Below are 12878 nucleotides of genomic sequence, written 5' to 3' on the forward strand. Positions count from 1 at the left end.
TTGTAGAAATTATTCAAAACATGAAAGGGGGAATAGTGGGGTGAAGAAACCAATTATAAAGGATATAATACTTTCTTTGTTAGCGGTGATAATGGTTTTAGCATTTTTTACTTTAACTAGAGAAAGTGGTAATTATATAGGGAAAAACTATTTTGATAGTGATGGGTTTAAAATAGAAGTGAGCAATTTTGAGTCGTCCATTGTTTCGCTTATTTTAGCTGTTCCAGAAAAAGAAGAAATGAAGAAGAATATTACTGTAACAGCGGAGGAAATAGATGAACATCGCTATCAGTTTGGTAGTTTGCAAGAGCAACTTGACTCTATCACCGCTCAATATGAAGCAAGAACAGACGAAGCATCAATTGCAGAGCGAAACAAAAAAATGGAAGACATTACAAAAAACTTTGAGAATAATGAATATGTAGCTGGTAAAGTGAGAATGGAAAAGGAAAAGCTAGTGGATGAGTACTTTCAAGCTTTAGAGGCAAGTAAAAATGAATTTCTAAATTATAATGACGAATTTATATATAGTTTAAAAAATACAGAGACGGGTGAAAAATTTAATAACGGCGATTTAGATACAAAGCTTGCTTATAAAAAAGATTATTCAAGTAAGTCGACGTATTTAAAGGGGAATGTGATAAATGAAAATACAGAAAACTCCTCGTATCTGCAAAATTTAGTTGGCTATAGTTTTCCAAAATTCGAAGGAACTATTGCTATACCAGAGGCTAGTATTATAAATGGGGATCGGGCCGATAACTATCAGTATTTTAAAAAAGAAGAAAGATTCTTTTATGGGATCCTCATTCTAGGTGTCCTAGCCACTATTGCATTTATTGTATTATGGAAGAAAGACAAGGTTCATTTTCAGCATGAAGAAGGAAAACGTAAATATCATAGACTGCCAATAGATGTTCAGTGGGTATTATTTTTTGCCAGCATATTTATTGTATTTATTGCTACGAATGAATTGAGAATGAGTATTTTACATTATGGTGGATTCGATATTCCAATCTTTACATTACTCCTTGCAGTGTTCTTAACAGCTTTAGCGTTCTATCAATGGCAGTGGATTAAAGGAAGTTTTGAAGATATAGATTGGAGTAAAAGCCTCTTGTACAGTTGGTTTAAATCTTTAGAAGGATTATTCTTAAAACGCACTATTGGGATGCAAACGTTGATCATGCTCACGGTTATATTCCTCTGGGGATTTGGAACAATGATGGTTTTCTGGCAACCTGCAGTATTACTACTTTGGATACCGGCAACTATATTTATAGGTATTCCAATACTGGTGTTCTTATTGGCTAGAATGTCATACTTGAACCGAATTATTATGAAAACCGAAGAAATGGCAAGAGGCGTAATTGGCAATGAGATTGAAGTAAGAGGGAAGTCACCGATTGCTGAGCACGCCGCTAACTTAAATGGACTTCGTAGCCGTATAAAATCATCCCATTCGGAGCAAGCAAAAAGTGAACGCTTGAAAACGGAGCTCATTACAAATGTTAGCCATGATCTTCGTACACCGCTAACATCTATCATTACGTATACCGATTTGTTAAAAAATCCAAGCATTACAGATGAAGAGCGAGCATCCTATATTGCAATATTGGATAAAAAGTCGATGCGTTTGAAAACACTAATTGAAGATTTGTTTGAAGTATCTAAAATGACAACCGGCAATATCGAATTAGATAAACGAAAAGTAGACTTAACGCAGCTCTTGCAGCAAGCAATAGCTGAACATCAGGAAGACATTGATCAGTCGGGTCTAGATTATCGTGTAGTTATTGGCACAAAACCAATCATGTCCTATGTCGATGGACAAAAGTGGTGGAGAGTCCTGGATAACCTCATTATTAATACGCTGAAGTATGCTCTACCTAATACTCGTGTATATATCAATTTGGACCAAATTGACGGAGAAGCCGTGTTCGTCATCAAAAATATAGCGAAGTATGAGCTAGGCAACGATGTGAACGAATTAACCGAGCGATTCAAACGAGCAGACACATCTCGTCATACAGAAGGTTCCGGACTTGGCCTTGCAATCGCACAATCCATCGTGGATTTACATGGAGGCAGCTTGCAAATGGAAGTAGACGGAGATCTGTTCAAAGTAACGGTGAAAATTGCAGTAATAGTATAAAAAAAAGAGAAATCCCAGTGGGGTTTCTCTTTTTTGTGTTTCGGAAATGGTCTTAGTTGTAATTTTGAGCTGTTTAGTTGGAATAGTAAAAAAATCCCACAAAAAAGACCGCCAAAATTAGCGGTCGTGAGACATCACGTAATGTCTGAGTTTATGATTATTCACTGGTTGGAGGGGAAGCTTATTTAATAAATAGTTTCCAGCATGCTTGTCCTTCAATTCAAGGAAGTAGACACATTCACGGTTTGTAATAGAGCCTTTCATTAGGTAAAACCAATCTTCAACGGCCTGTTGCTGGAGAAGGAGTTTACCCACTTTGCAAGTGGGGCACTTTAACTGACCACTCACTTTCCTTTTACAAATAGGGCATATCAAACCGGTTTTCACATCAGCAAGTTTCACTGGATATGTTTGTGCTATTGAAGGAGGGATATATTCAAAGGATTTAGCAGCAAGTTGCTTGGATAACTGATTGAATTTGGTGGTTGATAGGACATCGGGCAACTGATTATAATCATCCATATAGATGGAGATGTCGCAGCCCATAACAATTGTGGTATATTTTGGAGGAAGTACTACATGTGTTTTACTGTAGGCAAGAACAATGATTTTTTTTATAGGAAGATCTATTTTTAATTCCTTTAGGAGTACCTGGAACTTTTTTGTTTGACGTGTTATTTGCTGTTCGGGGCATTAAAGGGAGTGACTTCGCCGTCAAACTCTCTTATAAGTTGATCAGGAATTTTTGAAAGGCAATTTTCCCTCGGATGTTTTTAATATATTTCTTTGTGAGAATAAGCGTATCCATTTGGAGATAACTGTTGGAATATATTTTAATGTGGAGGTCTTTAAGTATGGCATAGCTTTTAGGGAAGGAAACCTGTTTGAGAAAGTTATCCACATAGCATTCTCCGTGAAATCCTGCTTCTATTGCTTTAATACGTTTCTCTACTTCTATATAAGTAGGGTGATAGATAGGTAAACGTTGTAGAATTCGCCTGTAGATTGGAATCGACTTTGGAAATTTGCGTGGTATATCGATGACACATTCCTCCTTTTCAATGAAAATACCATTTTTACAAACATATAACAAGTAGGGGATGAAAACATGGAAACGTTGAATCAATTAAATTTTGCTCGGGTTTATACATTAGGAAGAATTAGCCAAGTAAATGAAGCTTCATGGGATATACAACCAACAGGATTCAATAATACTATTCGGTGGAATGTAGGACATATTTACGTGAATGCTGAGATACTAACGCAAAGAGCAATTCCAACCTATGAAATTGTACATCCGGAGTGGGTAACACTGTTTGTTCCGGGAACAAAACCAAGTGATTGGATTGTGGAACCGCCAACTTCAGATGAATTAGTCAGTGCTTTAAAGGAACAAGCGGAGCGAATAAAAGATGTGCTAGACGATCAGCTAGCCAATATTTTAATAGAGTCGATGTCTATAGGGAAGCTCCATGAAATGAAGACAGTCGAGGCACTAGTGCAATTCTTGGTTTGGCATGAAGGCGTACATGCTGGGATTATCCACGCATTGAACCGTGCAACTAGTGAATGACGATGAAAATTTATATTGTAGGCTCAGTGGGAAGCGGCAAAACTACCCTTGCTCGTAAAGTTGCAGCACAACTTCACCTACCTCACTTTGAAACGGATAATTTCGTATGGAACCATCAGCCAACTGGTGACATCCGAAATGAAATAGATGTTAGAAACCAGCTATTTATCAATGCCGTTAAACAAGAAAAATGGGTAATAGAGGGCGTTCACATCGACTGGACAGATGAGGCGTTACTCGTAGCAGATCAAATTGTTTTCTTAGACATCCCTGTGAATAAAAGAACATGGCGCATTATTAGAAGATACATTCGTCAGATCCTAAAAATAGAAAAGGGTAACTACAAACCGACCTTTACTATATTCCGGAAGATGTTCCAGTGGAACACGTACTTTGAAGAACAAATGAAACCAGCATTCATGCAGAAATTTGAAGTCTACGGGTCGAAAGTGCATTACCTTCATACAAATGAAGATGTCGAAGATTGGTTTCGGGGACTTTAAATAGAAAAATGGGATGGCGGTATGTTCAAATGAATATATTTATTGAAAAATTACATGTTGCAGACGAAGAAAATTTGTTTAATTTTGAACTTGAAAACAGAACTTTTTTTGAGGAAATGGTACCTACGCGTGGAGATGAGTTCTATAACTCAGAGAATTTTAAAAAAATCCATAAAACTTTACTTGAAGAACAAGTTAATGATGATTCCTATTTCTATTTAATAAAAGATAGGGAAGGCTTAATTCTAGGAAGAATTAATTTAGTGGATATAGAGAAATCGGATAAAATCGGTTACCTCGGTTATAGGGTGGGGCAGGCACACACTGGAAAGGGAATTGCCAATACAGCATTGAAATTATTAATAGAAACAGTAACTGGGAAGGGCATAAAACAGATTAAAGCCAAAACAACAACTAATAACATAGCATCCCAAAGAGTTTTAGAGAAAAATGGATTTGAAAGAATAGAAACTAGTAGTGAAGAGTTTGAAATGAATGGTCAGATGCTGAAATTTGTTTACTATATTTTAAAAATCTAGTTTTACATATGGTTTTTTTAAAGTCGAGCAGTTTTACTAAGGATAGCATTTGTTTTATACACCCCAAAAATAACTAAATAATTTTAATGAGCCAAATAAAAAAGGATCACCATCTTCTAAAATGGTCATCCTTTTTTTTCATTGTATCTATTTCCTTTATCAAATAATCCAGTTTACTTTGTATATCTGATAACTGCTGTTGATTTGCTTGCTTTTTTTGTTCTACATTCTTTTCTTCTTGAGCTAGCTCCGAAAGGGCAATGCCTTCGCCTATGGTTTCAATAATGTACCCAATCGTTACAACAACAGTACCTAGAAATCCTACTTTTGCAGCTAGATTAGCCTGTTGCTCACTCTCATTCTCCTGCTGTTCATTAGGGTCTAGTGGGTTCATGTGCACTAACATCCTTTATGCTATCTTTTTGTCCCGGTTTAACAGGAAGTTTTCCTTTTATAGCATATGATGGCGATAATGAATTAGTTATTTTTTTGTTGGAACCATTTTATGTTCAAATGCATAAATAACTGCTTGTGTACGATCACTTACCTCGAGTTTTGATAATATATTGCTGACATGCGTTTTTGCTGTTTTTAATGCTATAAAAAGAGTGTCTGCTATATCTTGATTTGTTTTGCCTTCTGCCATTAGTAAAAGTACTTCATGTTCTCGGTCTGTTAAATCCTCATGGAGAGCATGATCCGATCCTTGACGCATACGCTTCATCATTTTATTGGTTACTTCAGGTTCTAATACAGCATCTCCATTCAAGGTTTTACGTATAGAATCTGCAATATGAGAGGCTTTTGACGTTTTTAACAAATAACTGATAGCTCCAGCTTCGAGTGCTGGATACACTTTGTCATCATCTATAAAGCTGGTGACTATCATTACTTTCGCTTCTGGCCATTGTTGAACAATTTCCCGTGTAGCTTCTGCACCATTCATAATCGGCATAACCATATCCATCAAAATAATATCGGGCTTGTGCACTAGAGCCATATCCACAGCTTCTTTTCCATTTACCGCTTCAGCGACTACTTCCATATCAGGCTGTGCTTGTAAGTAAGCGGAAACACCAATACGTACCATTTCATGGTCATCCGCTAATAAGATTCGAATCATTTTTTTGCTCTCCTTTCTCCAACTGGATTGTTTCAATATCTATCTTCTCAATCGGTAGCTTCACTTCTACAATTGTACCTTGAGAAGGAACAGAAACAATTTTACTTGTTGCACCAATTTCCACAGCTCTCTCTTGTACACTTTGCAACCCGTAAGAGCCGTTTTTGGAATCGACCTGTTCAAATCCTACTCCATTATCTTGAACTCGGAAAATAGCAAGATTATCTCGTTCCACGAATAATATATCGACTTCAGTTGCGTTTGCGTGTCGCAGTGTATTGGATAACGTTTCCTGTGCAATTCGGAAAAGATGATCCTCTGCTCCTTTTGACAAAGGAACATCTTCTAAGCGATAACGAATCGTGAAAAATACTTTTTCTTGTAATTCTATAAGTAGTTCTTCCAAACCTTCTTTTAACGTTTTATCATGAAGGGCTGCTGGACGGAGATGTAGTAATAATGCTCGCATTTCTAATTGTGCTTGTTGAACTATTTTTTCTGTTTGTAACAATGTTTTTGGGGCTTTTTCATGTTGTGATTCTTCTATTTCTACCATAGCAGACAAAAGCATAGACGCAGCGAACAATTGTTGAGATACGGAATCATGTAGTTCTCTAGCCAGTCGCTGTCTTTCTTGCACGATTCTCTCTTGAATAACTCTATCTTGGTCCTCTGCTTTTTCATTCGTAATGCGTTGTAATGTCTTACGCTGAGTTATGATAAGTTGCTCTAACTGTGTTGTAGTAACATGTAATCGTTTAGAGTACGTATATTTCCTCTTTGTTGGTTCAAATGCCTCGGCCGCTAGCAAAGGGCGAAGGCTAATATCGATCTTCTTTTCCTGATCCCGAACCTTTAGTAGTGTATTCAGTGAAAAACTAAAACTTATAATAGCAAGAATGATAATAATCCAAGCACCAAAAGGGACCTCTGCGTACTTTAATTCTAATAAGGACCACCAAGCATTTTCATTGGGCCAACCCCATAGTGCATAAAGCAAAAGTGCTGCAAGTGATAATAAGGTGAAAAAAATAGAGAAACCTTGCCCCAAAATAATTTTCATTTGCGGATCACCTCAATATCCCCAATCCATGTGGATACAGTAATGACTAGCTCTGAAGCATACAGAACGTCGTCTAAATAACCATCTTTCACTAGAATAGATTGGTTCCATAGACGTTGAACGCCACGACCAAAGATGTCCGCCTCTCCGATTATCGTTGCAAAATGTAGTCTTACTGGAATTTCGTATGGTACATAGATGGTCACCTTTCCAAGGGACTGGCGAACGGAAACAAAAGATAGGCCTTTTGGCAATACTGTTTGTGTTACATCAATCACTTGTTCTCCATAAAAGCTTTGCACATGGACATCTTGCCACTCGTAAGCATTAAAGGGAGTTGTTTGAGAAGAGAATAACTTATTCTGTATAATACTATTTGGAGTTTCTTTGTATACTGTGTCAAATGGACGGACCATATGTTGAATAGGTTCATTTTTCCAGAGTTTATACAGGATGTACCCCATTATAGCAAGAAGTAGAAGTCGCAAACTCCACATAGAAAAAATCGCTATAATCAAAAGAATAAATCCAGTCCAAAATAAAAAGCGGGTACGTTTTCGCAAGCTAAAATACATCATCCCGATGCCAAGAAGAACTAATACAATACTGCCATTCCCGAAAATTGTAGCCTCTATGAACATAAGGAAAACAAAACAAATGAGTATAAAAGCTAACTTGTTCGTTTGGTTTTCTTTCATAATGAGTATTCCTCCTTCTTCGCATTAGGTGAAAATTCCATCAGCGGGTTCCGCTAATGGCTAGTTGAACCTGGATAAAGGAGAAGGCGAGTGCCTCCTCCTCTTAAATATGTTCTACGCTTTTCTATTTGTCTAGCTCCAGACGCCAACTGCTCGATCACTTCAGACTTGCTGAAAAGGCAAAGGGCGCCTTTACTTCAAGTCTTCCAGTGCTTTTCGCAGCAAAGCGGCGTCTTGCGCCTTTCTTATAGTTTACACAATTTCTTCTTTAGTTTGTGCATTTTTTTCTAACATTTGTAAACGCTGTTCCATCGAAGTGACTTCATGCTCTTTTTCAATCTTTTGGCCAAGACGTTCGATGTACTGTTCCATGTCTTCGAAAGTACCGAAATTCTTTTCTTTTTGTTCAGGTTGTAGAATTCGATCCATTTGATGGTGTGCACGAGTTACATTTTCTTTTCCCATCAATTGTAATTGGCGAACTTTCATGTCTTTAATTTTATGTTTCATCTCTTCGTATTTACGTTCTAAACCGAAAAGCTCTTCCGTTGTTTGGTGAATACTGTTCTGCAGTACAATGGCACGTTCTTCGTAAGCTGTTACTTCAGCTAAGGCGAAAGCAGCTAAGTCTTCCTCACCACTTGCAGTTGCTAGATCTACTTGGTTTTTACGTTTTTCAACCATCTGCATCGTTTCCACTAATTCTTTTTCAAGTTCTTGCTTTAAGTTTCCTTGACGCTCTAACCATTTACCAGTTTGTTCTGTTTGTTTCTCTGCTTCCCTAATATATTGGTTAAGCATTGCAATCGGATTTTTTTCTTCTTTTTTGTCAAAAAGCTTGTGTAAGTCTGCTTCTATTGAGTATTTTAGTCTGTTTAATAGTGATGTCATTTTCATTTCCTCCTTATTTTGAAAGCTCGTTCCATTGTTTTTCAAAGTTTACAAATGGGTCATCTGTTTTAACGATTGAAGATGAAAAATTTACTTCTTCGTTGTTCCATTTTTTCACTACATACCAAACCGCTAGAATTGCTAAGATACAGAAGAATCCTGGCACGTTTACAACGGCACTGATTAAACCAAGGATTCCTACGCTTGCCCAAAAGATTTTCAAGAAGGTTGAATCACTCTTTAAGTAAAAATGTACCCCTGCAAAAACGATTGCTGCGGAGACCCCAAGAGCTAAGAGCGAACCTAAGTTAGCTAATGCTACAATCCCTGCAATAATTCCTAGTGTTAATAAACCAAATCTTTTTTTCATATATTTGTTCCTCCTCTCGTTTGTATTACAAGATTACCAATATTAGAAATGAATCCAAACGGGCTTAGAATTGATTTTCTTATCGGTCTTGAGCCTTAGGGGTACTAAGACATTTTCTGCTATACTTATGAAAAAGTAGTCAGGAATCTACTCGTTATCCGATACTTTGTTAAGTGAAAAATACATACATTGGAGAAATGATACATGAAAAGAATCGCTGGAGCAGCAGTAGTAATCCTATTATATTCTGCAATCGTATTTTACTTTGGCTGGGGAGTTGCCAAGTGGTTAGATCTTTATCTTCCTATAAATACTTGGTTATTTAGTTTTGTCTGGGGAATACTTGCTTTTGGATTTTTCATTGGGAGAATCAGTCATAAGCTGCGACTCTTTAGTATAATAGGGTCCTACTGGTTTATTGTTATGCAGTATGGGATTATTCTTTTCCCAATTGCGACCATACTTTTGTGGATTTTCCCAACACATCTAAATTTAATAGGGTGGTTAGTTTGTGGGATTTTCACCTTTGTTTTAATATTTGGCACGTATAACGCATACACACCGGTAGTTCGTGAGCTTTCTATCGTAATGCCGAAAAAGGGCTCTAAACCAGATTCTATTAAAGTAGTAGTTGCATCTGATTTCCACCTTGGTTTATTATCCAATAAGGCACATTTAACTCGCTTTGTGAAAAAAGCAAATGCTCAGAAGCCAGATTTAGTGTTGTTAGCAGGAGATTTAGTCGATGATGATCCAATTTGGTTTGTGGAAAAAGGTATGTCCGAAGTTATGAAACAGCTACAATCTACGTATGGTATATATGGGGTACTTGGAAACCATGAATATTATGGAAAGAAAATTCCTCTATTAGTAGAAGAGATGGAAGCATCCAACGTTCACATGTTATTAGATGAAACTATTTTAGTAGCAGATTCGTTCTATTTGACGGGTCGTGAAGACATAACGAACAAAAACAGAAAGCAATTATCTGAGTTAGCTCCGGAAGAAAAGGATTTACCATGGTTTGTAATGGACCATACACCGTCTAATTTATTAATACCTGAGAACGAAAAAGTAGATTTTCATGTGTCCGGTCATACACATCTTGGGCAAATGTGGCCCAATCATTTATTTACAAGAAGGATTTTTGAATTAGATTATGGGTATAGGCAAAAGGGAAGTTTACATGCAATTGTATCTTCTGGATTTGGTTTTTGGGGACCACCTATAAGGTTAGGTAGTCAATCAGAGCTATGGTCAATAAACATTAAGTTAGAGGATGTGGAAGTATAATGGAAGCATGGATTACAGACTGGATGAATCAGTTTGGTTATCTAGGAGTATTTTTATTAATTTTAGCAGAAAATATTTTCCCGCCAATTCCTTCTGAAGTGATTTTAACCTTGGGAGGATATATGACAACGATGACTAGCATGACGAAGCTTGGTATTATTATTGCTTCCACGGCAGGTTCAGTCATTGGTGCGACTATCTTGTATGGTATCGGGTTACTTTTAGATGTGGAGCGGTTGGAGAAAGTTATTGGGAAGTATGGTAAGTTCCTACGATTAACGATTAAGGATATTCATAAAGCCGACGCATGGTTTGATAAATATGGAGTCTGGGCAGTCTTTTTCGGAAGATTAATACCACTGGTGAGAAGCCTTATTTCAATTCCTGCAGGGATGTCGAATATGAAGTTTGGATTATTTCTTCTATTTACGACACTTGGAACGTTAATATGGAATACAGTATTAGTCTCGGTAGGAGCGGCGGTTGGAGATAACTGGGATGAAATTGTTGGATATATGGATATTTACTCCAATATTGTATATACCATTATAGCTATTTGTGGTATTGCATTTCTGATTTGGTACTTTAAAAAACGAGATTAAGGAGATTTTATGGAAATTTTAGAGTTATTAAAAGCACTTATACTTGGATTTGTAGAAGGAATGACAGAGTTTGCACCTGTATCGTCTACGGGACATATGATTATTGTCGATGATATGTGGTTGAAGACGGAAGATTTTTTAGGGAAATATTCTGCTAATACATTTAAAATTGTTGTTCAATTGGGTTCTATTTTAGCGGTAGTAGTAGTGATGTGGAAGCGATTATTCAGTTTAGTCGGCTTGTATAAAATTGATACAGAAGAATCGAGTAAACAGTTCAACTTGCTTCATGTTATTGTTGGGATTATTCCAGCGGGAGTATTGGGAGTTCTATTAGAAGATTTTATCGATAAGAATTTATTTGGTGTAGAAACCGTAATATTTAGTCTTATAGCAGGTTCTATTTTAATGATTATTGCTGATAAATTTGGACCGAAAAATCCTTCTATCGTAAGTCTAGATCAAATTACATATGCACAAGCTTTCAAAGTAGGTTTAGTACAATGTCTTTCGTTATGGCCGGGGTTCTCACGTTCAGGTGCTACCATTTCTGGTGGTGTATTATTCGGGATGAATCATAAAACAGCAGCAGACTTCACATTCATCATGGCTGTTCCGATTATGGCTGGAGCAAGTTTGATATCTGTATTGAAAAACTGGGAAGATATTGATATGAACCACTTGAGTTTTTATATAGTAGGATTTATTAGTGCATTTGTTTTTGCACTTATTTCTATTAAGTTCTTCTTGAAATTAATCTCACGCGTTAAATTAATGCCGTTCGCAATTTATCGCATTATTTTAGCAGTGGTTCTTGCAGTTATCGTATTTCTTTAAATAAGTTGGCGAATTTTATTAAGTAGTTCGTGAGTGGGACAAAACAATAGGGAAAAAGCATTGCCTCTGGCAGTGCTTTTTTTGAGTGGATTTGATATGGACTACTTAGTGAAATAAGAAAAGCACGAATATTGGATAATGATTGTCCTACTACTGGATATTTATGTTGAAATGAAAGATTGTGAACAGGCTCACTTAAATTATATAAAGATTGAAGTTTGAAGGTGTCTAGAAGAACTAAAGAACGGGTAAAGAATACATAGGAAAAGCAATCAGGAGGTAATTTTTAATGAAGAATCATATTGTTGGCGTATACGAAAATGAACAACAAGCGGCTGAAGTTGTGGAAGATTTAAAAGCGAAGGGCTATACAACCGAAGAAATTTCAGTTATTGCTAAAAATATAAATGAAACATCTGAAATCACACAGGAATTAAAACCCTCCACAAAGGATGGAGCAATTGTTGGAGCTGTAACTGGAGGAGCAATTGGAATAGCAGGGGTGATAGCAGGTTTATCCACTATATTAATCCCAGGGTTTGGTGCTATGTTGGCTGCAGGTCCAATTATTACAACAATTGGCGGAGCAGTAGTAGGAGCCAACTCTGGTTCTGGAGGATTAAAACATGCTCTTATGGAAATTGGAGTTCCAGATGATGAAGCTGAACTCTATTCGAATGAAGCGCAGGATGGTAAAATCCTGGTATTTCTTCACCCTAAAGAGTGAGGGTGGATTGAATGGTCGAAAGTAATGTTTGCAAAAATAATATCAAGTGATTTTAGCTAAAAGTAGCTGAATCACTTGATGTATTAGTTCTCCTAGAAAATTGACAGCTTGAATTAGGAGTTGCTCAGTTAAACACAATATGTTAGATTATATAAATGAACTAAACACAATATATAGTATGTTAACGATGAAAAGGTACCTTTATGGTTTAAAAGGGAATTCGGTAAAATGCCGAAGCTGTCCCCGCAACTGTAAGTGTGGACGACTGTTGAATAGCCACTGCGAGTGATCGTGGGAAGGACAACAGAAGGATGAAACACGAGCCAGTAGACCTGCCTTTTCATCGGTAAGCAACACTTTCTTCGGGGGTTGAGAGGTGGGAGCGAAGGCCTCTATCTCGAATGATTGATATGTCTTGTTGTATCCTACACTTTTAATCTTGAGCGATGTCTCAGCCGAAGATGGCTGTGTCATCGCTTTTTTTGTTTTGTGGTTTGGAGGGAA

At 36.9% G+C, this 12878-nt stretch carries 14 protein-coding genes and 1 riboswitch; of the genes, 8 read left to right on the forward strand and 6 right to left on the reverse strand.

The features are described from left to right. The first annotated feature begins 40 nt into the window (after nt 1-40). The 4 genes from MKX53_RS01000 to MKX53_RS01015 all read left to right on the forward strand — a co-directional run bounded on the left by MKX53_RS01000 (nt 41) and on the right by MKX53_RS01015 (nt 4770). On the forward strand, nt 41-2155 hold the full coding sequence (locus tag MKX53_RS01000) for a sensor histidine kinase (protein WP_340908405.1): 2115 nt from the start codon (nt 41-43) through the stop codon (nt 2153-2155). 1108 nt (nt 2156-3263) lie between these two features. After that, nucleotides 3264-3728: a DinB family protein gene (locus tag MKX53_RS01005; RefSeq protein WP_340908407.1), complete on the forward strand. Its 465-nt coding sequence runs from the start codon at nt 3264-3266 to the stop codon at nt 3726-3728. A 2-nt stretch (nt 3729-3730) separates the two neighbouring features. Continuing rightward, complete coding sequence (locus MKX53_RS01010) at nt 3731-4231, forward strand: DNA topology modulation protein FlaR (protein ID WP_340908408.1); 501 nt, start codon at nt 3731-3733, stop codon at nt 4229-4231. Between the two features lie 29 nt (nt 4232-4260). Then, nucleotides 4261-4770: a GNAT family N-acetyltransferase gene (locus MKX53_RS01015; protein ID WP_340908409.1), complete on the forward strand. Its 510-nt coding sequence runs from the start codon at nt 4261-4263 to the stop codon at nt 4768-4770. Between the two features lie 106 nt (nt 4771-4876). Here the strand turns inward: MKX53_RS01015 and MKX53_RS01020 are convergent, their stop codons facing one another. The 6 genes from MKX53_RS01020 to MKX53_RS01045 all read right to left on the reverse strand — a co-directional run bounded on the left by MKX53_RS01020 (nt 4877) and on the right by MKX53_RS01045 (nt 8915). Then, entirely contained in the window at nt 4877-5164 is a 288-nt protein-coding gene (locus MKX53_RS01020) for a hypothetical protein (RefSeq protein ID WP_340908411.1), read from the reverse strand. A gap of 87 nt (nt 5165-5251) precedes the next feature. Continuing rightward, complete coding sequence (locus MKX53_RS01025) at nt 5252-5893, reverse strand: response regulator transcription factor (RefSeq protein ID WP_340761167.1); 642 nt, start codon at nt 5891-5893, stop codon at nt 5252-5254. Then, nucleotides 5868-6956 carry a sensor histidine kinase gene (locus tag MKX53_RS01030; protein ID WP_093536517.1) on the reverse strand — a complete coding sequence of 363 codons (1089 nt, stop codon included), beginning with the start codon at nt 6954-6956 and terminating at the stop codon, nt 5868-5870. The genes MKX53_RS01025 and MKX53_RS01030 overlap by 26 nt, the downstream gene beginning before the upstream one ends. Beyond that, a complete protein-coding gene (gene liaF / locus MKX53_RS01035) occupies nt 6953-7654 on the reverse strand; it encodes a cell wall-active antibiotics response protein LiaF (RefSeq protein WP_340908413.1) in 702 nt (233 codons plus the stop codon). Before liaF ends, MKX53_RS01030 begins: the two co-directional genes overlap by 4 nt. A gap of 252 nt (nt 7655-7906) precedes the next feature. Further along, nucleotides 7907-8545, reverse strand: a complete 639-nt coding sequence (locus MKX53_RS01040) for a PspA/IM30 family protein (RefSeq protein ID WP_340761169.1) — start codon at nt 8543-8545, stop codon at nt 7907-7909. Nucleotides 8546-8558: 13 nt separating this feature from the next. Further along, nucleotides 8559-8915, reverse strand: coding sequence for a lmo0954 family membrane protein (locus tag MKX53_RS01045; protein WP_340908415.1), 357 nt, complete (start codon nt 8913-8915; stop codon nt 8559-8561). 204 nt (nt 8916-9119) lie between these two features. Between MKX53_RS01045 and MKX53_RS01050 the strand changes: the two genes are divergently transcribed. The 4 genes from MKX53_RS01050 (at nt 9120) to MKX53_RS01065 (ending at nt 12374) form a co-directional block, all read left to right on the forward strand. Next, nucleotides 9120-10208, forward strand: a complete 1089-nt coding sequence (locus MKX53_RS01050) for a metallophosphoesterase (RefSeq protein WP_340908418.1) — start codon at nt 9120-9122, stop codon at nt 10206-10208. Continuing rightward, a complete protein-coding gene (locus tag MKX53_RS01055) occupies nt 10208-10810 on the forward strand; it encodes a DedA family protein (protein WP_340908419.1) in 603 nt (200 codons plus the stop codon). The genes MKX53_RS01050 and MKX53_RS01055 overlap by 1 nt, the downstream gene beginning before the upstream one ends. A 9-nt stretch (nt 10811-10819) precedes the next feature. Continuing rightward, a complete protein-coding gene (locus MKX53_RS01060; RefSeq protein WP_093536505.1) occupies nt 10820-11647 on the forward strand; it encodes an undecaprenyl-diphosphate phosphatase in 828 nt (275 codons plus the stop codon). 289 nt (nt 11648-11936) lie between these two features. Further along, nucleotides 11937-12374: a general stress protein gene (locus MKX53_RS01065; protein ID WP_340908420.1), complete on the forward strand. Its 438-nt coding sequence runs from the start codon at nt 11937-11939 to the stop codon at nt 12372-12374. 176 nt (nt 12375-12550) lie between these two features. Then, nucleotides 12551-12728, forward strand: a riboswitch (cobalamin riboswitch). Nucleotides 12729-12878 lie beyond the last annotated feature (150 nt).

Origin of the sequence: Psychrobacillus sp. FSL K6-4615, assembly GCF_038008225.1 — a bacterium.
Classification (GTDB): domain Bacteria; phylum Bacillota; class Bacilli; order Bacillales_A; family Planococcaceae; genus Psychrobacillus; species Psychrobacillus psychrotolerans.

Excerpts from the sequence above, each read along its gene's own strand:
- MKX53_RS01005 (WP_340908407.1), top strand. The coding sequence starts at position 3,264 with ATGGAAACGTTGAATCAATTAAATTTTGCTCGGGTTTATACATTAGGA.
- MKX53_RS01010 (WP_340908408.1), top strand. The coding sequence starts at position 3,731 with ATGAAAATTTATATTGTAGGCTCAGTGGGAAGCGGCAAAACTACCCTT.
- MKX53_RS01015 (WP_340908409.1), top strand. The coding sequence starts at position 4,261 with ATGAATATATTTATTGAAAAATTACATGTTGCAGACGAAGAAAATTTG.
- MKX53_RS01020 (WP_340908411.1), bottom strand. The coding sequence starts at position 5,164 with ATGAACCCACTAGACCCTAATGAACAGCAGGAGAATGAGAGTGAGCAA.
- MKX53_RS01025 (WP_340761167.1), bottom strand. The coding sequence starts at position 5,893 with ATGATTCGAATCTTATTAGCGGATGACCATGAAATGGTACGTATTGGT.
- MKX53_RS01030 (WP_093536517.1), bottom strand. The coding sequence starts at position 6,956 with ATGAAAATTATTTTGGGGCAAGGTTTCTCTATTTTTTTCACCTTATTA.
- liaF (WP_340908413.1), bottom strand. The coding sequence starts at position 7,654 with ATGAAAGAAAACCAAACGAACAAGTTAGCTTTTATACTCATTTGTTTT.
- MKX53_RS01040 (WP_340761169.1), bottom strand. The coding sequence starts at position 8,545 with ATGACATCACTATTAAACAGACTAAAATACTCAATAGAAGCAGACTTA.
- MKX53_RS01045 (WP_340908415.1), bottom strand. The coding sequence starts at position 8,915 with ATGAAAAAAAGATTTGGTTTATTAACACTAGGAATTATTGCAGGGATT.
- MKX53_RS01050 (WP_340908418.1), top strand. The coding sequence starts at position 9,120 with ATGAAAAGAATCGCTGGAGCAGCAGTAGTAATCCTATTATATTCTGCA.
- MKX53_RS01055 (WP_340908419.1), top strand. The coding sequence starts at position 10,208 with ATGGAAGCATGGATTACAGACTGGATGAATCAGTTTGGTTATCTAGGA.
- MKX53_RS01060 (WP_093536505.1), top strand. The coding sequence starts at position 10,820 with ATGGAAATTTTAGAGTTATTAAAAGCACTTATACTTGGATTTGTAGAA.
- MKX53_RS01065 (WP_340908420.1), top strand. The coding sequence starts at position 11,937 with ATGAAGAATCATATTGTTGGCGTATACGAAAATGAACAACAAGCGGCT.